This is a genomic window from Collimonas sp. OK412, from assembly GCF_900112135.1.
Taxonomy (GTDB): domain Bacteria; phylum Pseudomonadota; class Gammaproteobacteria; order Burkholderiales; family Burkholderiaceae_D; genus Collimonas; species Collimonas rhizosphaerae.
Genome location: NZ_FOLC01000002.1, coordinates 35,821 through 55,155, shown reverse-complemented (window position 1 = coordinate 55,155; position 19,335 = coordinate 35,821). Strand labels below are relative to the sequence as shown.

Genomic DNA, 19,335 nt, shown 5'->3' with positions numbered 1-19,335 from the left:
TGGATTAATGACCCAGGTAGACTTCGATCACCTTGGGATTGGCTTGCACCGATTCCATGCTGCCTTCGGCCAGTATCTTTCCCTGGTGCAGCACAGTGACTTTGTGGGCGATGCTTTTGACAAACTCCATGTCATGCTCGATCACCAGCACCGAACGGCCCTTGCTGATGCGTCCCAGCAGCTCGGCGGTTTTCTCGCGTTCGGAAACGCTCATGCCGGCCACCGGCTCGTCCAGCATCAGCAGCTCCGGCTCCTGCATCAGCAGCATGCCGATCTCCAGCCACTGCTTCTGGCCGTGCGACAGCAGGTCGGCCTGCTGGTACAGCTGCGCATCGAGGAAAATTTCCCTGGCCACCGCTTCGACCCGCTCCACCACTTCCGCCGTGCGCTTGAACACCAGCGCGCCGAATACCTTGCGGCCGCGCGGAAACGACATTTCCAGGTTCTCGAACACGCTCAGGTTTTCGTAGATGGACGGCGTCTGGAACTTGCGGCCGACCCCGGCCTGGACAATTTCGTGCTCACGCATCTTGGTCAGCTCGCGGTTCTTGAACTGGATGCTGCCGGCGGTGGCCTGGGTCTTGCCGCAGATCAGGTCCAGCACCGTGGTCTTGCCGGCGCCGTTGGGGCCGATCACCACCCGCACTTCATTGCGTTCGACGTAGAAATTCAAGCCGTCCACCGCCTTGAAGCCGTCGAAGGATACCGTCAGGTCTTCGATCGCCAGCACTGGCCGGTCGCTTGACTCAAAACCGATAGGATTGCCGCTCATTTCGATGCCTCCAGGCTGCCGTGCGGCAGTTCGATATCCGTTTCAGCCGCCACCACTGCCACTGCCGCAGGCGGTTTGGCGCCGGCCGGCGGCGCGGCATTGCGCACCGGGCCGCGTTTCCTTCCGGCCAGTTTCGACAGCAACAGCTTGCCGTGGCTCTGGTACAGGCCGGCCAGGCCGTTCGGGAAATACATGACCACCGCGATGAACAGGCCGCCCATCAGGAACAGCCAGAGTTCAGGGAACGATTCGGAAAAATAGGTCTTGCCGAAATTCACCAGCAAGGTGCCGTACACCGCGCCGAGCAAGGACATGCGGCCGCCGACCGCGGCATAGATCACCATTTCGATGGAGGGCACGATGCCGACGAACGACGGCGACATGAAGCCGACCTGCAAGGTGAACATGGCGCCGCCGATCGCGGAAAACATGGCGGCGACGCAGAACACGAAGACCTTGAAGCTGGCGACGTCGTAACCGGAGAAACGCACCCGCTCCTCCTTGTCGCGCATCGCCACCAGCAAGCGTCCCAGTTTCGAACCGAGGATGAAACGCCCGGCCAGGATGCAGCCGATCAGCAGGCCGGCATTGACGAAATACAGGACCAGCTTGGCCGAATCGGTGCGAATGTCCCAGCCCATCAGGGTTTTCAGGTCGGTGATGCCGTTGACGCCGCCGGTCAGTCCCTGCTGGCCGATGATCAGAATCGACAGGATGGCGGCAATCGCCTGGGTGACGATGGAAAAATATACGTCGCCGACGCGGCGCTTGAACATCGCCGCGCCGATCACCAGCGCCAGCACGGTCGGCACCAGCAGCACCGCCAGCAGGGTAAATCCGAAAGAATGGAACGGCTGCCACAGCAGCGGCAACTCGGTGATCTGGTTCCAGTCCATGAAATCGGGAATGCCGGGGGTCGACTGGATCTTGGTGCTGACCGGATCGGATGCCTCCAGCTTGAGGAACATCGCCATGCAATAACCTCCCAGGCCGAAGAACACGCCTTGCCCGAGGCTGAGGATGCCGCCGTAACCCCAGCACAGCACCAGGCCGACGGCGACAAAGGCGTACGCCAGGTATTTGCCGACCAGGTTCAGGCGGAAGATATCGAAAGCCAGCGGAAACACCACCAGCAGCAGTCCGGCCAGGATCAGCAGGCCGAGCAGGCCGGATTTTCCGCCCAGGATTTTTTCGTATGCAGCATTCATGAAGCGCCTTTCGATTGCAGCGGTTATTTACGGATCTTTGCGGCAAACAAGCCTTGCGGCCGCATCAGCAAAATCAGGATCACCGCCGACAGCGTCAGCACCTTGGCCATCGATCCGGTCAGGAAAAATTCCGCCGTGGACTGGGTCTGGGCGATGGAGAACGCTGAGGCGATGGTGCCCAGCAGGCTTTGCGCGCCGCCGAACACCACCACCAGGAAGGTATCGACGATATACAGCGAGCCGCTGGTCGGTCCGGTGGAACCGATGGTGGTGAACGCCGCGCCGGCGATGCCGGCAACCCCGCAGCCGAGCGCAAAGGTGCTGCGGTCGACCTTGCGGGTATTGATGCCGACCGCGCCGCTCATCAGGCGGTTCTGCATGGTGGCGCGCACCTGCAAGCCCCAGCGCGAGCGGAACAGCAACAGGAAAATGACGCCGGTCAGCACCGCCGTCAGCCCCATCATGAACAGGCCGTTGATGGGAATGTCGATGCTGTCGGTAGGCTTGAACGACCCCATCAGCCAGTCCGGCAAGGTGGCGCTGACTTCCTTGGCGCCGAAGATCGAGCGGAAAGTCTGCTGCATGGCCAGGCTCAGGCCCCAGGTGGCCAGCAAGGTATCCAGCGGCCGCTTGTACAGGCGGCTGATCATCAGCCACTCGGTGATATAGCCGACGATGTAGGCGGTCACGAAAGACAGCGCGATCGCGGCAAAGAAATAATAAGGCTGCAGGCTGGGCGCATACAGCGTGGTCAGCTTGGACAGCAGGTAAGTAATGTAGGCGCCGATGGTGAGGAACTCGCCATGCGCCATGTTGATCACGCCCATCTGGCCGAAGATGATGGCCAGGCCCAGCGCCATCAGCAGCAGGACGCAGAAGACCGACAGGCCGTTGAAGCCCTGCATGGCGAAAATGGCGCCGAATTCGGAGAGTGAGACCACGGTGGCTCCTTGCAATGTTGCAGCTGGTTTGCTGGGCTGAACGGTCCGGCAGGCGAGCTGCCGGACCGTGGCTGGAAAAACTTACTGGTAACCCTTGGGGAAAGGATTCGGTTCGATCAGGTCGGATTCATAGATCACCTTGAACTGGCCGTCTTTCTGCGCTTCGCCGATGCGGGTCTTGCTCCACAAGTGATGATTGGCGTGGACCTTGACGTAACCTTCCGGCGCACTCTTCAATTCAAACCCGGGCGATGCTGCAACCACTTTGTCGACATCGAAACTGCCGGCCTTCTCGACTGCGGCCTTCCACAGCCATGGCCCCAGGTAAGCTGCCTGGGTAACGTCGCCGATGACTGCATTGGGGCCGAACTTGGCCTTGAATTCGGCCACGAATTTCTTGTTGTTCGGATTGTCCAGGCTCTGGAAATATTTCATCGACGAATAGAAACCTTCAACGTTCTCGCCGCCGATGCCCAGCATTTCATCTTCCGTGACAGAAATCGTCAGCAGGTTCTGGGTCTTGGCAGTGACGCCGGCGGCCTTGAGCTGCTTATAGAAAGCGACATTGCTGCCGCCCACCACGTCGGCGAAAATCACGTCCGGCTTTTTCAGCTTGATCTTGTTGATCAGGGAGCCGAACTGGGTATTGCCGAGCGGGTAATACTCCTCGCCGACCACCGAGCCTTTCAAGACATTCTCGATGTGTTTGCGGGCGATCTTGTTGGAGGTGCGCGGCCAGATGTAATCCGAACCGACCAGGAAAAAGGTCTTGGCTTTCTTTTCCTTGGCGACCCAGTTCAGTCCGGCCAGCACTTGCTGGGTGGCTTCCTGCCCAGTGTAGAAAACGTTCTTGGACTGCTCCAGGCCTTCATAGAAGGTCGGGTAATACAGCAAGCCGTTGTCTTTCTCGAACACCGGCAGCACCGCCTTGCGCGAAGCCGAAGTCCAGCAGCCGAACACCGCGGCGACGTGATCGCTCTCCAGCAGTTTCCTGGCTTTTTCGGCAAAGGTCGGCCAGTCGCTGGCGCCGTCTTCCTGGATGATCTTGATCTTGCGTCCGAGGATGCCGCCCATCGAATTGATCTGGTCGATCGCCAGCCGCTCGGCCTGGATCGAACCGGTTTCGCTGATCGCCATGGTGCCGGTGGCCGAGTGCAGCTGGCCGACGGTGACTTCGGTATCGGTGACGGCCAGCTTGGTGGTATTGATTTTCGCGGTGGCCGGCGACTGGGCGAAACCCATGGCCGGCAAAGCCAGCGCGGCGCTGGCGGCCAGGCCCAGCAGCACCTTGCGGCGCTGGAACGATGGCTTATCGGATACAGAACGATGCGACATGCAGTACTCCTTTCGGGGCAGTTATGTGACGAAGGAAAACGAGGGATAAGGTCAACGTCCAGGACCTCGCAGCCCGGTAAAACCGGCGTCTGGATCTGTGCGCTCCGGGAAGCAGATTAGGATTCGCGGTGCGGTGCAGCAATACGTCGTTTGACGTAAGCCCAGCGGCGCGCGGCCGAACGGCGGCACGCACGGCCTTGCAGCGCCGGCGCATCAGCTTGGTGCGCCGGCCGGAGCAGCGGCTATGCGCGGCGCGGCGCCGATGTCGGATCGGCAACCTGGCGCGCCCTGCTTTGGCACAAAGTTGCCTTTTGGAATTTTTCATATACGTCAAATGACGTATCCAACACGGCCTGAATTGGTTCGAAAATTGCTTAAGCTGAATTGCCTGCTGTTTTATCCTCCACGCCCAAGGTCGCCCGTCAAACGTGAAAATCACCGCCACCCAACGCATCGTCAAGGTCCGCCGCGACTACAACACCTGGGTCGGCAACGAGACGCTGGAAGACTACGCCCTGCGCTTCACGCCGCGCTCGTTCCGCAAATGGTCGGAATTCCGCCTGGCCAACACCGCGCTCGGCGCCATCTCGTTCCTGGCGCTGGAAGCCATCAGCGGCACGATCACGCTCAGCTACGGCTTCACCAATGCATTCTGGGCAATTGTCTGCGTCAGCATCCTGTTCTTCCTGACCGGCCTGCCGATCAGCTACTATGCCGCCAAATACGGCGTCGACATGGACCTGCTGACGCGCGGCGCCGGCTTCGGCTATATCGGCTCGACCATCACTTCGCTGATCTACGCCACCTTCACCTTCATCTTTTTTGCGGTGGAGGCGTCGATCATGGCGCAAGCGATCGAGCTTTATTTCGGCTTGCCGCTGGTGCTCGGCTATATCATCTGCGCCCTGGTGGTAATTCCGCTGGTGACCTACGGCATCACGCTGATCAACCGCCTGCAGATGTGGACCCAGCCGTTGTGGCTGTTGCTGCTGGTGCTGCCGTATGTCTGCGTGCTGCACAAGGAACCCGATGCGCTAGCCAACCTGATGACGTTCGCCGGCCGCGCCGAAAACGGCAACAGCTTCGACCTGGTGCTGTTCGGCTCGGCCGCCACGGTCGCCTTTTCATTGATTGCGCAGATCGGCGAGCAAGTCGATTTCCTGCGCTTCCTGCCTGAAAAAATCGCCGCCAACCGCTACCGCTGGTGGAGCGCGCTGCTGCTGGCGGGGCCGGGCTGGATCTTGCTGGGCGCGGCAAAAATGCTGGGCGGCGCGCTGCTGGCGTTCCTGGCGATCCAGCACGAGGTGCCGATCGGCAAGGCGGTCGAGCCGACCCAGATGTACCTGATCGCCTACCGTTATGTGTTTTCCGATCCGGCCTGGGTGCTGGCGGCAGTCACCTTGCTGGTGGTGGTGTCGCAGATCAAGATCAACGTCACCAACGCCTATGCCGGTTCGCTGGCCTGGTCGAATTTCTTCGCGCGCCTGACCCACAGCCATCCGGGCCGCGTGGTATGGCTGGTGTTCAATGTGCTGATCGCCTTGCTGCTGATGGAGATCGGCGTCTTCAACGCGCTCGAACATGTGCTGGCCCTGTACGCGCTGGTGGCAATCTCCTGGATCGGCGCGGTGGTGTCGGACCTGGTCATCAACAAGCCGCTGGGCCTGAGCCCGCCGCATATCGAATTCAAGCGCGCCCACCTGTACGACATCAATCCGGTCGGCGTCGGCGCCATGCTGATCGCCTCGGCGCTGTCGGCGCTCGCCTTGTCCGGCATGTTCGGCAGCGTGGCGCGCGCGCTGGCGCCCTTCATCGCCCTCGGCAGCGCGCTGCTGACCGCACCGGCGATCGCCTATGCGACCAAGGGCAAATACTATATCGCCCGCCACGACCAGTTGGCCGACAACCACCGCGGCCAGCTGGAATGCGTCATCTGCGGCAACCATTTCGAGACGCCCGACATGGCGCATTGCCCGGCTTACCAAGGCGCCATCTGTTCCTTGTGCTGTTCGCTGGATGCCCGCTGCAACGACCGCTGCAAGGAATCCTCGCGCATGCCGGACCAGATCTTCAATACCCTGCGCGGTTTCCTGCCGGAGCGTTTCACGCTCAAGCTCAACACCCGCATCGGCCACTACCTGATCGTGTTCGGCCTGGTCTCGGGCGGCCTGGCGGTGGTGCTGTGGCTGCTGTATTACCAGCAGCTGGCCGGCATGTCCGGCCTCTCCGGCAGCGGCCCCGATTCGATGGCGGGCATTTTCATCAAGCTGTTTGCGTCGCTGCTGGTGTTCATCGGCGTCGGCTCCTGGTGGCTGGTGCTGACCAGCGAGAGCCGCAGCGTCGCCCATGAAGAATCGGAGCGGCAGACCAACCTGCTGCTGCAGGAAATCGACGCCCATAACCAGACCGACGCCGCCTTGCAGCGCGCCAAGGAAGCGGCAGAGGCCGCCAACCTGGCCAAGAGCCGCTTCGTCACCGGCATGAGCCACGAATTGCGCACGCCGCTCAACAGCATCCTCGGCTACGCCCAGATCCTGCAGGTCGACCATGCCATCCCGCAAGGCCGCAGGGATGCCATCGGCGTCATCCGCCGCAGCGGCGAGCATCTGCTGAGCCTGATCGACGGTTTGCTGGATATCGCCAAGATCGAGGCCGGCAAGATGCGGCTGGCGGCGGACGAACTGCCGCTGCACGAATTCCTCGACCAGATCGTGCAGATGTTCGCGCCGCAGGCCGAGCAAAAGGGCCTGACGTTCCGCTTTGAAAAGCTGGGCCGGATTCCCGAAGTGGTCCAGGTCGACCAGAAACGGCTGCGCCAGATACTCATCAACCTGCTCGGCAATGCAGTCAAGTTTACCGACGCCGGCCATGTCACACTGCGGGTCCGGCATGCGCGCGAGATCACTTATTTCGAGGTCGAGGACAGCGGCATCGGCATCGCCGCGGAAGACATCGCCCGCGTGTTCCTGCCATTCGAACGCAGCAACGCCGCCAACCTGCGCGAAGACATCGGCACCGGGCTCGGCCTGGCCATCAGCAGCATGCTGACCCACATCATGGGCGGCGCGCTGTCGGTCAGCAGCAATATCGGCAAGGGCAGCACTTTCCAGCTGAAGATCTACCTGTCGGAGGTGCGCGCGCCGCGCCGCCGGATCAAGCTGGAAGACCAGATGTCGGGTTATCTCGGCCCCAGGAAACGGATACTGGTAGTCGACGACCAGGCCTCGCAGCGCGCCGTGCTGAGCGCCATGCTGGCGCCGTTGGGATTCGACATCAGCGAGGTGGCGAGCGGCGCCGCGTGCCTGGCGGAAATCGCCCGCGCCATGCCGGACCTGGTGCTGCTCGACATCGCCATGCCGGCCATGGACGGCGGCGCCGTGTGCCGCGCGATACGGGCCCAGGGCCATGCCAGCCTGCCGATCATCATCGTCTCCGCCAATGCCTTCGAGAGCACGCCGCAACAGATCGATCCGCTCAGCTATAACGATTTCGTGGTCAAGCCGGTGTCTTTCAACGACCTGCTGTCGAAAATCCGGCTGCACCTGAAAGTCGACTGGATTTCCGATCCGGCGCCGCAGGCCGCAAGCGACGGCGCAGCCTGCAGCACTGTCATGGTGATCCCGGCCCGGGAAAAGCTGCAGGCGCTGCTGGAGCTGGGCGCCATCGGCTATATCAAGGGCATCGGCGCCAAGCTCGATGAAATAGAACAGCAGGACCAGGTCTACCTGCCGTTTACCGGCGAGCTGCGCGAACTGGTGAAACGCTTTCGCCTGAACGACTACAACGCACGCCTGCAGGCACTGCTGCATCCCGCCGGCGAGCAGCCTGCACAACGCATCGACAGCGCATAGCGAATAACAAGGAATATCTTGGACGATCACCTCACCCTCTCTGCCGATCCGCCGCCAAGGCCGCTGGCCAGCCGCCCGGTGGTGCTGATCGTCGACGACATGCCGGACAACCTGGCGCTGCTGTCGGATGCGCTGGACGAAAGCGGCCATATCGTGCTGGTGGCGACCGACGGCGCCAGCGCCATCCAGCGGCTAGGCTACATCACGCCCGACCTGATCCTGCTGGATGCGGTCATGCCGGGGCTGGACGGTTTTGAAACCTGCCGCCGCATCAAGCTGCTGGCCAGCGCCGCCCATGTGCCGGTGGTGTTCATGACCGGCCTCACCGAAACCGAACATGTGGTGCGCGGCTTCCAGGTGGGCGGCATCGACTACGTCACCAAGCCGATCCAGCCGCTGGAAATCGTCGCCCGCGTCGCTGCCCATATCAAGACGGCGCGCATGATGTCGCAAGCCAGGGATGTGATCGACGCCGCCGCCCATGCGGTGATCGTGCTCGGCACCGATGGCGCGCCCCTGTGGCAAACCGGCAAGGCTTCGTTCTGGCTGGAAAAATATTTCCCGCGCAGCGAGCAGCGCAAGCTGCCGCCGCAGCTGCAGTTCTGGCTGAATGAAAACCTGGTGCTGCTGCGGCAGACGCAGCAGCCGCTGCAGCCGCTGGTGGTCAGCGGCGACGACGGCGAGCTGACCATCCATCTTTCCAAAAACGCCCAGAGCGCCGAACTGACCTTGCTGCTGGAGGAAAAATCCCTGTCGCTGCCGAATCCGGCCCAGCTCGAAGCCTACCGCCTGACGCCGCGCGAAACCGACGTCCTGGCATGGGTCTCGAAAGGCAAGACCAACCGCGATATCGCCGAGATCCTCGGCATGAGTCCGCGCACGGTCAACAAGCACCTGGAGCACATCTACATCAAGCTGGGAGTGGAGACACGCGCCGCCGCGGCGGCGCTGGCGATCAGCCGGTTATACGATCCCGGCCATACCTTGCAGTAAAGCTGGCTAGCGCACCAGCGCCTTGATCTCTGCCAGCTGGCGCCGTGAAATCGGCAGGCGGTGATCGATGTCGCGCAGGATCACTTGCCAGATTTCCTGCGGCTTGTCGCCATCGCCGTCGCTGTCCGCTGCCTGCATGACGCGTTCGACGCCGCTGATGGCGTTGCGCGCCACCAGCGCATTGCGGTGCACGCGCACAAAGTGGAGCGCCAGTTCTTCCTCGATCGAGACCAGCGAATCCTCAATCAAATATTCTTTGGTTTTGGTGCGCAACGTCACGTACTTCAATTCTGCCTTCAGGTACAGCACCTCTGCCATCGGCACCAGCGACATGCGGCCGCGCTCCTGCACCGCGAAATGCTGGCGCGGCAAGCCGGTCGCGCTCACCGGCCCGGTGGCCGAAGCCGCTTGCGCATGCTGCCGCACGCGGCTGGCGCGGGCGATGGCTTGCGCCAGCCGTGTGGCGCGCACCGGCTTGACCAGGTAGTCGAAAGCCTGGACGTCGAATGCGCTCAGCGCATAGTCGTCATAGGCAGTCACGAAAATGATCAAGGGCGGCTCGGCCGCGCCGGTGTTGTTCAACAGCTGCTCGGCCAGTTGCAGGCCGCTCATGCCCGGCATCTGCACGTCCAGCAAGACCAGGTCCGGCGCCGTGGCCCTGATGCCTTCCAGCGCCGCCTGCGCATGGCCGGCTTCGCCCACCAGGTAATGCGGGCATTCGGCCACGATGTCGGACAGCAGCGTGCTCAGCCTGGCGCGCGCCGGCGCTTCATCGTCAACGATATAGATACGAGGGATCATGAAATAAGATGTGGTAGGTTTTTATCTGCTTCCCTGCGGCTTGGCCAAGGCCGCCTTGACATAGGGAAAACTGGCGCGCACTTCAAACTGGCCGAGGCTGGTGGCCGTCGTCAATTGTCCTTCGACATCGTACAGCAGCGCCAGCCGTTCGCGGATATTCTCCAGCGCCATCTGGTTACCTTCCGGCAGCGCGGCCACGCCCTTGCCGCTGTACGGATTGTAAGGATTGGTGATGATGATTTCAATCCGTTCCAGCGTATGGCTCAGCTGGATCCGGATCAAGGCCGGCTCGGTGCTCGGCTCGACGCCGTAGTGGACCGCGTTTTCTATCAGGGGCTGCAGCAGCAAGGTCGGGATCTGCGCCCGGAAAATCACCTCGTCGCTGATGCCGGTCCGCTCCCATTGCACTTTCAGGCGTTCGCCCAGGCGGATTTTTTCTATCGACAGGTATTGCCGGCACAGGCGGATTTCCTTTTCCAGCGTGGTCATGGCGCGGCCGTCGCGCATCAGCACCCGGATCAGGTCGGCCAGGTCTTCCAGCGCAGCTTCGGCGCGGCGCGGCTCGTTGCGGATCAGCGACAGCACGGCGTTCAGGCTGTTGAACAGGAAATGCGGCCGGATCCGCGCCTGCAAGGCTTGCAGCCGGGCTTCCACCAGCACCGGGGAAAAAGCGCGGGCGCGCAGTTCGAAATAGTGCTGCAGGGCGCCGCCGAACAGCGCCGCCACCAATGCCGCAAGCGGCATGCCGCCGCTGGCGCTGAGATGGGAAAAGCCGCTGAAGAACCAATCGAAACCGGACAGCAGCCGGATCACTCCCACAGTCACCAGCACCGGCACCAGCACGCAGGCCAGACGCTGGGCCAACGAAGGCAAGCGGTGTGCGACCCGGTGCAAACCGCAAAATATGACCAATGACAGGAAACAGGCCGGTTCGATCAGCATCGCCGACTCGACAAAGCTGTTGAGCGCCGCCATCAGGCCGTCGCTGTGCAGCAGCAGCGCTGCCATCACCGCCAGGTTGACCGCAATCAGGGTGCGAAACACGACGCCGAGGTTGCAGCCGTCGGGAATCAGCACTGCATTCGGCTGTTGTGCCGGGGTGTTGTCTGCGATCTGGTCAGATGCCATGAAGGTGAAGTTAGTTAATTGAAGAGCAATTTAATGGCTGTTGCCGGACGGCCCGCAGATGCCGCCGGCGCCCGGCACGGCATGACCGGTACACATCGCGCTGCAAGCATAAAGCCGGTTTCCGGGGGCAGTGATTTATAATCGCATAATTCATTGCCATTCCCTACGCACGGTTCAATACTCGGTTCAATATACAATTATGACAGCACAACTCTCCAAAAAAGGCGAAGCCTGGTCGGCTCGTTTCTCCGAACCGGTCTCTGACCTGGTCAAACGCTACACCGCCTCGGTATTTTTCGACAAGCGCCTGGCGCAAGTCGATATCCAGGGTTCGCTGGCCCATGCCGAGATGCTGGCATATCAAAAAATCATCAGCGCCGACGACTACGCCGCGATCCAGAAGGGCATGACCCAGATCCAGGGCGAAATCGCCTCCGGCAAGTTCGAATGGCTGCTGGACCTGGAAGACGTCCACCTGAATATTGAAAAACGCCTGACCGAACTGGTCGGCGACGCCGGCAAGCGCCTGCACACCGGCCGTTCGCGCAACGACCAGGTAGCGACCGACATCCGCCTCTACCTGCGCGGGGCCATCGACGACATCAGCGGCCTGCTGCGCGACCTGCGCCTGGCCCTGCTGGACCTGGCGGAACAGCACGCCGACACCATCCTGCCTGGCTTCACCCACATGCAGGTTGCGCAGCCGATCACCTTCGGCCACCACGTGCTGGCTTACATCGAAATGTTCGGGCGCGACGCCGAGCGCATGCTGGATTGCCGCAAGCGTGTCAACCGCCTGCCGCTGGGCGCCGCCGCATTGGCCGGCACCACCTTCCCGATCGACCGCGAACGCGTGGCGAAAACGCTGGGTTTCGACGATGTCTGCCGCAATTCGCTGGATGCCGTCTCGGACCGCGACTTTGCCATCGAATTCTGCGCCGCCGCGGCGCTGGTGATGACCCACGTCTCGCGCATGTCGGAAGAACTGGTGATCTGGATGAGCCCGCGCATCGGCTTCATCGACATCGCCGACCGTTTCTGCACCGGCTCCTCGATCATGCCGCAAAAGAAAAACCCCGACGTGCCGGAACTGGCGCGCGGCAAGACCGGCCGCGTCAACGGCCACCTGATCGCCCTGCTGACCCTGATGAAAGGCCAGCCGCTGGCTTACAACAAGGATAACCAGGAAGACAAGGAACCGCTGTTCGACACCGTCGACACGCTCACCGACACCCTGCGCATCTTCGCCGACATGGCGCGCGGCATCACGGTCAAGCCGGAAGCGATGCGCGCCGCCGCGCTGCAAGGCTACGCCACCGCCACCGACCTGGCCGACTACCTGGTCAAGAAAGGCCTGCCTTTCCGCGACGCCCACGAAGCCGTGGCGCATGCGGTGCGCAGCTGCGTCGACCGGGCGTGCGACCTGAGCGACCTGTCGCTGGAGCAGCTGCGGGCGTTCTCGCCTTTGATCGACGACGACATTTTCCAGGTGCTGACGCTGGAAGGTTCAGTCGCCGCCCGCGACCACATCGGCGGCACCGCGCCGCGCCAGGTGCGCCTGGCGATCCAGCATTTGCGCCAGCAGTTAGGCTGATGCAGCAGCCGGCATGGCGGGAAGCGCAATGCTTTCCCGTCATGCCGATTTGGCATGAATGCGGCCGGCACGAATTTCCAGCGCCGGGTATAATTGCCCAAAACCACGCAATATCTCTCCAAAACCGACCAAAAGTCGCTGCATCCCCGCGTAAAACACCCATTTTTTACCTGGCTCGCGAGTAGTAGGCGTAGTGTTTCGCAAACGCTGAAACCCCACGCTGCGTGCCAGGAATTTCTGACCGAAAATCCCTTATACTTTGTTCACCTTTGGCGGGCCTGCGTGCGCGCCAAAACAAAAAACGCTGGCCGACCTCTTGCCATGGAGCGACGCCGCCTAAAAAAACGGTCTCTTGGAGGACATCGAAATGCAATTCAAAACCATGTTGAAAACACTGCCGTTGCTGATGCTCGCCACCGGCCTGGCCAACGCCGCGCATGCCGCAGACGTCAAGCTCGGCCTGGCGGCGGCGCTGACCGGCCCGGCCGCCAAGTACGGCGTCGCCATCAAGAACGGCTTTTCGCTGGCTGCCGATGAAGTCAACGCCGCCGGCGGCGTCAACGGCAACAAGCTGCTGCTGGTGATCGAAGACGAGCAAGGCAAAAAAGAAGAAGCGATCAACGTCTTCAAGAAACTGATCTTCAAGGACAAGGCGCTGCTGGTGTTCGGCCCTACCCTGTCCAACTCGGCGTTCGCCGCCGACCCGATCGCCAACGCCGCCAAGGTAGTCGCCTTCGGCACCAGCAACACCGCCGACGGCATCACCGCCATGGGCCCGTTCACCTTCCGCAACTCCGTGATGGAAGCCGACGTGTTGCCGGTTACCACACGCGCCGCAGTCAAGCATTTCGGCATCAAGAAGGTCGCCATCATCTACGGCAACGACGATGCTTTCACCAAGAGCGGCTATGACGTCTTCAAGGGTACATTGGCCGACCAGAAGATCCCGGTCACCACTACCGAGGCGTATGCCAAGGGCGACGTCGACTTCAAGGCGCAGCTGACCAAGATCAAGGCCTCCAATCCGGACGCCATCGTCTGCTCCTGCCTGACCGAAGAAGCCGCCAACATCATCCTGCAAACCCGCGCGCTCGGCATGAAGCAGCCGTTCATCGGCGGCAACGGCCTGAATTCGCCGAAGCTGTTTGATATCGCCAAGGGCGCCGGCGACGACACCATCATGGGCAGCCCATGGTCGTCGGAAAACCTGACGCCGGCCAACAAGGCTTTCATCGCCGCCTACAAGGCCAAGTTCGGCAGCGATCCCGACCAGTTCGCCGCGCAAGCCTACGACGCCCTGCACATCGTCGCCGCCGCCCTGAAGAAAATCAAGCTCAGCGGCGCGCTCGACAAGGACCGCATCGCCCTGCAGCAGGCCCTGCCGGCAGTCACCATCGACGGCGCCACCGGCAAGTTCGCCTTCCGCAAGGCGCCGCCGGTAACCGGCAAGGAAGTCGGCTACGACGCGCAGCAAGAAGCGATCGTCAACATCGCCAAGGGCGGCAAGTTCACCTTGCTGAAATAAGCCAAACCCGCCGTCACAACGCGACCGCCATCCGTCGCATATTAATTAGGGTCAGAGTCGAATATTCCCATACGAAAATATTCGACTCTGACCCTAATTGAATTTAAGAAAATCTTCCATGCTTGAACAACAACTCATCAACGCCCTTTCGCTGGGCAGCGTGTATGCGCTGTTTGCGCTGGGCTTCACGCTGGTTTTCGGCGTGCTGGGCGTGATCAATTTATCTCACGGCGCCATTTTCATGCTGGGCAGTTATGCTGCGCTGCTGCTGGTGGAGCACCTGGCGCTGCCGCTGTGGCTGGCGATGCTGGCGGCGATGCTGGCGTCCGGGCTGATCGGGCTGCTGGTCGACTACCTGGTGCTGAAGCCGCTGCGGGCGCGCAACGCGCCGCACCTGGCGCCCATGATCGCTACCATCGGCGTCGCCACCATCCTTACCAGTTTGGCGCAAGGCTTGTTCGGCGCCGAGAACAAGCGCTTCCCGGTGGGCACCATTCCCGAGGACAGCTACAACTGGGGCCACCTGCATGTCACCGCGGTGCAGATCGGCATCGTCGTGATTTCCTTCATCCTGATGCTGGTGCTGCTGGCGGTCATGCGCCGCACCCAGCTGGGACGCGCCTTGCGCGCGATCGCCGAGTCGCCGAAAGCGGCTTACCTGCTCGGCATCAATGTCGAAGGCCTGTTCTACCTGACTTCGTTCGCCGCGGCCGCGCTGGGCGGCGCCGCCGGCGTGCTGGTGGGACTGTCGTTCAACGCTATCACGCCGTTCATGGGACAGCCGATGCTGCACAAGGGCATCGCCGTCATCATCCTGGGCGGCATGGGCGATATCCGCGGCGCCATGATTGCCGGGCTGTTCCTCGGCTTCGCCGAAGTACTGACGGTAGCTTATATTTCCAGCGATTTCCGCGACGCGGTCGGCTTCGGCCTGCTGTTCCTGATCCTGCTGGTGAAGCCTTCCGGCATGTTCGGCAAAGTGCTGGAAAGGAAGGCTTGAAATGACTGAATTGTTTACAAGCATAGGCTTCATGGATTGGTGGGACGGTTTCTGGTCGACCTACAACACCGTGATTTTCGGCCTCGGCGTCAACGCCATGCTGGCGCTGTCGATCTATGTCACCCTGTCCTGCGGCCTGCTGTCGCTGGCCAACGCCGCGTTCATGGGGATCGGCGCCTACGCCGCCTCGCTGGTCAGCATGCAGACCGGCTTGCCGTTCCCGGCGGCGCTGGCGATCGGCGGCGCGCTGCCGGCGCTGGTGGCGCTGGTGATCGGCATCCCGACCTTGCGCCTGTCAGGCGTGTACCTGGCGATGGCGACCCTGGGCTTCGGCGAGGTGGTGCGGGTGATCGTGCTCAACATGGACATCACCGGCGGCCCGCTCGGCCTGAACGGCATCCCGCTGAAGACCGAATGGTGGCACATCGTCCTGCTGCTGGCCGCCACGCTGTACATCCTGGCGCGCATCCGCCGCTCGAAAATCGGCCGCGCCTTCGAAGCCATCAAGGAAGATGAAGTGGCGGCGCGCCTGATGGGCGTCAACGTCGCCGGCTACAAGCTGCTGGCGTTTGTCATCGGCGCCGCCATCGCCGGCGTGGCCGGCGGCCTCAACGCCCACTACACGTTCACCATCGGCCCCGGCAACTATGCCTTCGAAAACGCCGTCGAAATCCTGACCATGGCGGTGTTCGGCGGCACCAGCACCCTGGTCGGCCCGACCATCGGCGGCATGGTGCTGACGCTGCTGCCGGAAGCGCTGCGCGACTTCAACAGCTACCGCGCGGTAGTCAACGGCCTGATCCTGGTGCTGGTGATCCTGTACCTGCCGAAAGGCATCTGGGACCCGCGCCGGATCCGCGCCTTTTTCCAGCGTAAAGCTCCAGCTGGAGGAAACAACTGATGCTGCAACTCAAGAATATCAGCAAGAACTTCGGCGGCCTGCAGGTACTGCAGGACGTCAACTTCAACGTCCCGCAGGGCGGCATCTTCGGCCTAATCGGGCCTAACGGCGCCGGCAAGACCACCGTCTTCAACCTGATCACCGGCCTGCTGCGCGCATCCGGCGGCGCCATCGAATTCGACGGCGCCGACATCGGCAAGGTCGCGCCGCACAAGATCACCGAACGCGGCATCGCCCGCACGTTCCAGAACATCCGCGTGTTCAAGGAAATGACCTTGCTGGAAAACGTCGTGGTCGGCATGCACGATCACATGCACTATGGTTTCGGCGGCCTGCTGTTCAACCTCGGCAGCTTCAGGAAGATCGAAGCCCAGGCGCGCGAGCGGGCGCTGGAACTGCTGTCCTGGGTGCGCCTGGACCACAAGGCCGGAATGCTGGCTGACAGCCTGTCCTACGGCGAGCAGCGCAAGCTGGAATTCGCCCGGGCGCTGGCGACCAAACCGAAGCTGCTGCTGCTGGACGAGCCGGTAGCCGGCATGAATCCCGCCGAAAAAACCGAGCTGATGACGGAAATCCTGAACATCAAGCAGCGCGGCTTCAGCATTTTCATGATCGAACACGACATGCGTTTCGTGATGGGCCTGTGCGACCGCATCGCGGTGCTCAACTTCGGCCGCATCATCGCCGAGGGCAGCCCCGACCAGATCAAAAACAACCCGGAAGTGATCGAAGCCTACCTGGGCAAGGAAGACGCGGAATGACAAGTAACGCTACACCGATCCTGCAAGTGCGGGACCTGGCGGTTTCATACGGCCATATCGAAGCGGTCAAAGGCATCGACCTGGCGCTTAACGAAGGCGAAATCACCGCGCTGGTGGGCGCCAACGGCGCCGGCAAAAGCACCGCCCTGCTTGCCATCTCCGGCCTGCTCAAGCCGGCCCGCGGACAGGTGCTATTCAATCAGCAAGACCGTCAGCAAGACCTGACCCGGCTGTCGCCGCACAAGATCGTCCAGAGCGGCGTGGTACAGGTGGCGGAAGGCCGCGCCACGCTGACCACCCTGAGCATCGCCGAGAACCTGGCGCTGGGCGCCTACACCCGCAAGGACAAGGCGCAGGTCGCGCAGGACCTGGACTGGGTGTATTCCCTGTTCCCGGTGCTGCAGCGGCGCAGGGACGGCCTGGCCGGCAACCTGTCCGGCGGCGAACAGCAGATGCTGGCGATCGCCCGCGCGCTGATGGCCAAGCCGCGCGTGCTGCTGCTGGACGAACCGTCGATGGGACTGGCGCCGCTGCTGGTGCAGGAAATTTTCCGCATCGTCCAGGAAATCAACCGCACCGGCCTGACCATCCTGCTGGTGGAGCAAAACGTCCGCCAGGCGCTGCGGATCGCCCAGCGCGGCTACGTGCTGGAGACCGGCAAGATCGTGCTGGCCGACAGCGGCAGCAACCTGCTGCACAATCCCAAGGTGCTGGAAGCGTACCTGGGCGGCTGACGCGCCGGGCATTAAACCCATTCAGCATCCGAATTCAAGGCCGATATGCCTATTGGCCTTATTCATTTCCGGCATACCTTCAAACCGGCGAAACGCGTATCTTCCCTGCAAACCCGGATAGTCCGACAACGCTATCGGCAGTCTTGCAGAAGGAATTACATCATGTTGGGCATCGCTCTACTGTTCATCGGCGCCGTGCTGGTCGTCAACGGCGTCGGCCTGACCGGCCGCATCGAGGCGCGTGAAAACGCCGTCTTCAATTTCCTGGTCGGCGCCCTGGCGCTATCCATCAGCTTTATTGGCATGGTGCGCAGCATCGACAATGCCGGCTATCTCAGCGTCGCGGCAGGCTTGCTGTTTGCCTTCACTTACCTGTACCTGGCGGTGGTGCAATGGAAAGGCATGAACGGCAAGGGACTGGGATGGTATTGCCTGTTCGTCGCCATCAACACCTTGCCGATGGCGTGGCTGGCGGTCGAGCAGGACATGCGTTCGACCATGATGTGGCTGACCTGGGGATTGCTCTGGTTCCTGTTCTTCCTGGCATTGGCGCTGCAGAAAACCATCCGTTCCCTGGGCCACATTACTGCATTCATCGGCATCGTTTCCTGCTGGATCCCGGGTTTCCTGATGCTGGCCGGCCGCTGGTAAAACTACTGCAGGCTGCCCCAGCGTTCCACCGCGGGCTCCGCCACCGCCCATTTCCATACATCGTCGCTGCGGCAGGCGCTGGCGGTATACCAGGCGCGTTTCAACTCGACGCCTGTGCCGCTGTCGACCGACAGCAGCACTTCCTTGCATAAGGCCAGCGGCGTATCGATCAGGCGCGTGACACGCACTTCTCCGTGTTCGTTGCCGTAGGCGATCTGGTGGACGATGGCCCACTTGCGCGCCTGGCCCACATCCAGCTGGCCGACGATAGCGGCGATTTCATCCTGTTCGGCTTTTTGCCAGTTGCGGAATACGTATTTGGTGGTGGCGTCGGTGGCGGCTTGCACGCCTATGCCGATGGCATAGCCGACTGCCGGATTGGAAGTGACAGCACCGCTGGCGACGCCGGCCGCGGCGCCGGCAAAACCGCCGATGCTGTTGCAGCCGCTCAATGCTACCGCGATCGCCAGCAAGCAGGCGCCACCGGCGGCGCCGCGCAAGAAACCGCCGCGCAGCATCACTGCAAAGCTCCCCAGCGCTCGGTTGCGGGTTCGGCCGACGCCCACTTCCAGGCTGGTCCCGCCTGGCAGATGGTCGCCACATAAAATTCGCTGGTCGGCTTGCTCGCCTTGTCCACCAGGCCGTCGACGGAAAACACGATTTCCTTGCAGCTCATGCCCTGGCTGGCGATGACGCGGCTGACGGTGACCCGGCCGCGCTCGTTGTCTTCGATCGGCAGCGAGTGCCTGATCTGCCAGTTGGCGACCGCTCCGACAGCCAGGCCGCCGGCAGCCTTGGCAATCGCATCCTGCTCTTCGCCATGCACCTGGCGCTGCTCGTATTGCACGCCGGCGCGCGCCGCAGCCTGCACGCCCAGGCCGATGCCGGTGGCGACCGCGGCGTTATTGGTCACCTTGCCCGCCAGCGCGGTGCCGGCAACCCCGGCCGCGGCCGAACTGCCCTCGGTCACCACCGAACTGCAAGCACTCAATCCCAGCACACTGCCCACCACCAGCAAACCACTTATCTGCTTTAACCGCATTACCGCATCCAATATATAAAGCGCCGGCCGCAGCCGCATCGGCAGAGGCCAGCCAGAGTTCCAGCAAACTCGCTATGAACATTTTAGAGGACGGGAGT

At 62.2% G+C, this 19,335-nt stretch carries 17 protein-coding genes; 9 read left to right on the top strand and 8 right to left on the bottom strand.

What is annotated here, in order from left to right:
- Positions 1 to 4: 4 nt before the first annotated feature.
- The 4 genes from urtD to urtA form a co-directional block, all read right to left on the bottom strand.
- Positions 5 to 772, bottom strand: a complete 768-nt coding sequence (gene urtD / locus BM062_RS02700; RefSeq protein ID WP_061540912.1) for an urea ABC transporter ATP-binding protein UrtD — start codon at positions 770 to 772, stop codon at positions 5 to 7.
- Positions 769 to 1,980, bottom strand: coding sequence for an urea ABC transporter permease subunit UrtC (gene urtC, locus BM062_RS02695; RefSeq protein WP_092392829.1), 1,212 nt, complete (start codon positions 1,978 to 1,980; stop codon positions 769 to 771). Before urtC ends, urtD begins: the two co-directional genes overlap by 4 nt.
- A gap of 23 nt (positions 1,981 to 2,003) precedes the next feature.
- Positions 2,004 to 2,921: an urea ABC transporter permease subunit UrtB gene (urtB, locus tag BM062_RS02690; RefSeq protein ID WP_092393533.1), complete on the bottom strand. Its 918-nt coding sequence runs from the start codon at positions 2,919 to 2,921 to the stop codon at positions 2,004 to 2,006.
- A gap of 81 nt (positions 2,922 to 3,002) precedes the next feature.
- Positions 3,003 to 4,256, bottom strand: a complete 1,254-nt coding sequence (gene urtA / locus BM062_RS02685) for an urea ABC transporter substrate-binding protein (RefSeq protein WP_092392827.1) — start codon at positions 4,254 to 4,256, stop codon at positions 3,003 to 3,005.
- Between the two features lie 428 nt (positions 4,257 to 4,684).
- Here urtA and BM062_RS02680 point away from each other — a divergent pair, with 428 nt between their 5' ends.
- Positions 4,685 to 8,107, top strand: coding sequence for an ATP-binding protein (locus BM062_RS02680; RefSeq protein ID WP_092392825.1), 3,423 nt, complete (start codon positions 4,685 to 4,687; stop codon positions 8,105 to 8,107).
- Between the two features lie 18 nt (positions 8,108 to 8,125).
- Positions 8,126 to 9,100 carry a response regulator transcription factor gene (locus tag BM062_RS02675; RefSeq protein ID WP_256381561.1) on the top strand — a complete coding sequence of 325 codons (975 nt, stop codon included), beginning with the start codon at positions 8,126 to 8,128 and terminating at the stop codon, positions 9,098 to 9,100.
- Positions 9,101 to 9,106: 6 nt separating this feature from the next.
- Here BM062_RS02675 and BM062_RS02670 read toward each other — a convergent pair whose 3' ends face one another.
- A complete protein-coding gene (locus tag BM062_RS02670; protein ID WP_092392821.1) occupies positions 9,107 to 9,901 on the bottom strand; it encodes a LytR/AlgR family response regulator transcription factor in 795 nt (264 codons plus the stop codon).
- Between the two features lie 21 nt (positions 9,902 to 9,922).
- Complete coding sequence (locus tag BM062_RS02665; RefSeq protein WP_092392819.1) at positions 9,923 to 11,029, bottom strand: histidine kinase; 1,107 nt, start codon at positions 11,027 to 11,029, stop codon at positions 9,923 to 9,925.
- A gap of 199 nt (positions 11,030 to 11,228) precedes the next feature.
- On the opposite strand from BM062_RS02665, the gene argH reads away from it, so the two are divergent.
- From argH to BM062_RS02630, 7 genes are all read left to right on the top strand, one after another.
- Positions 11,229 to 12,623: an argininosuccinate lyase gene (gene argH, locus BM062_RS02660; RefSeq protein ID WP_092392817.1), complete on the top strand. Its 1,395-nt coding sequence runs from the start codon at positions 11,229 to 11,231 to the stop codon at positions 12,621 to 12,623.
- A 367-nt stretch (positions 12,624 to 12,990) separates the two neighbouring features.
- A complete protein-coding gene (locus tag BM062_RS02655; RefSeq protein ID WP_092393530.1) occupies positions 12,991 to 14,148 on the top strand; it encodes an ABC transporter substrate-binding protein in 1,158 nt (385 codons plus the stop codon).
- Between the two features lie 118 nt (positions 14,149 to 14,266).
- Positions 14,267 to 15,148, top strand: a complete 882-nt coding sequence (locus BM062_RS02650) for a branched-chain amino acid ABC transporter permease (protein WP_092392815.1) — start codon at positions 14,267 to 14,269, stop codon at positions 15,146 to 15,148.
- Between the two features lie 31 nt (positions 15,149 to 15,179).
- Positions 15,180 to 16,049, top strand: coding sequence for a branched-chain amino acid ABC transporter permease (locus BM062_RS02645; protein ID WP_254784898.1), 870 nt, complete (start codon positions 15,180 to 15,182; stop codon positions 16,047 to 16,049).
- A complete protein-coding gene (locus BM062_RS02640) occupies positions 16,049 to 16,810 on the top strand; it encodes an ABC transporter ATP-binding protein (protein WP_175500861.1) in 762 nt (253 codons plus the stop codon). Before BM062_RS02645 ends, BM062_RS02640 begins: the two co-directional genes overlap by 1 nt.
- Complete coding sequence (locus BM062_RS02635; RefSeq protein WP_092392811.1) at positions 16,807 to 17,544, top strand: ABC transporter ATP-binding protein; 738 nt, start codon at positions 16,807 to 16,809, stop codon at positions 17,542 to 17,544. The genes BM062_RS02640 and BM062_RS02635 overlap by 4 nt, the downstream gene beginning before the upstream one ends.
- Positions 17,545 to 17,706: 162 nt before the next feature.
- The gene (locus BM062_RS02630; RefSeq protein WP_092392809.1) at positions 17,707 to 18,195 is read left to right on the top strand and encodes an AmiS/UreI family transporter; all 489 of its coding nucleotides are present in this window, start codon (positions 17,707 to 17,709) and stop codon (positions 18,193 to 18,195) included.
- 2 nt (positions 18,196 to 18,197) lie between these two features.
- Here BM062_RS02630 and BM062_RS02625 read toward each other — a convergent pair whose 3' ends face one another.
- Together BM062_RS02625 and BM062_RS02620 are read right to left on the bottom strand one after the other, a co-directional pair.
- A complete protein-coding gene (locus tag BM062_RS02625) occupies positions 18,198 to 18,713 on the bottom strand; it encodes a hypothetical protein (protein ID WP_175500873.1) in 516 nt (171 codons plus the stop codon).
- Positions 18,713 to 19,237 (bottom strand): hypothetical protein, encoded by a 525-nt coding sequence (locus BM062_RS02620; RefSeq protein ID WP_092393524.1) that lies wholly within the window; start codon positions 19,235 to 19,237, stop codon positions 18,713 to 18,715. Before BM062_RS02620 ends, BM062_RS02625 begins: the two co-directional genes overlap by 1 nt.
- Between the last annotated feature and the right edge of the window lie 98 nt (positions 19,238 to 19,335).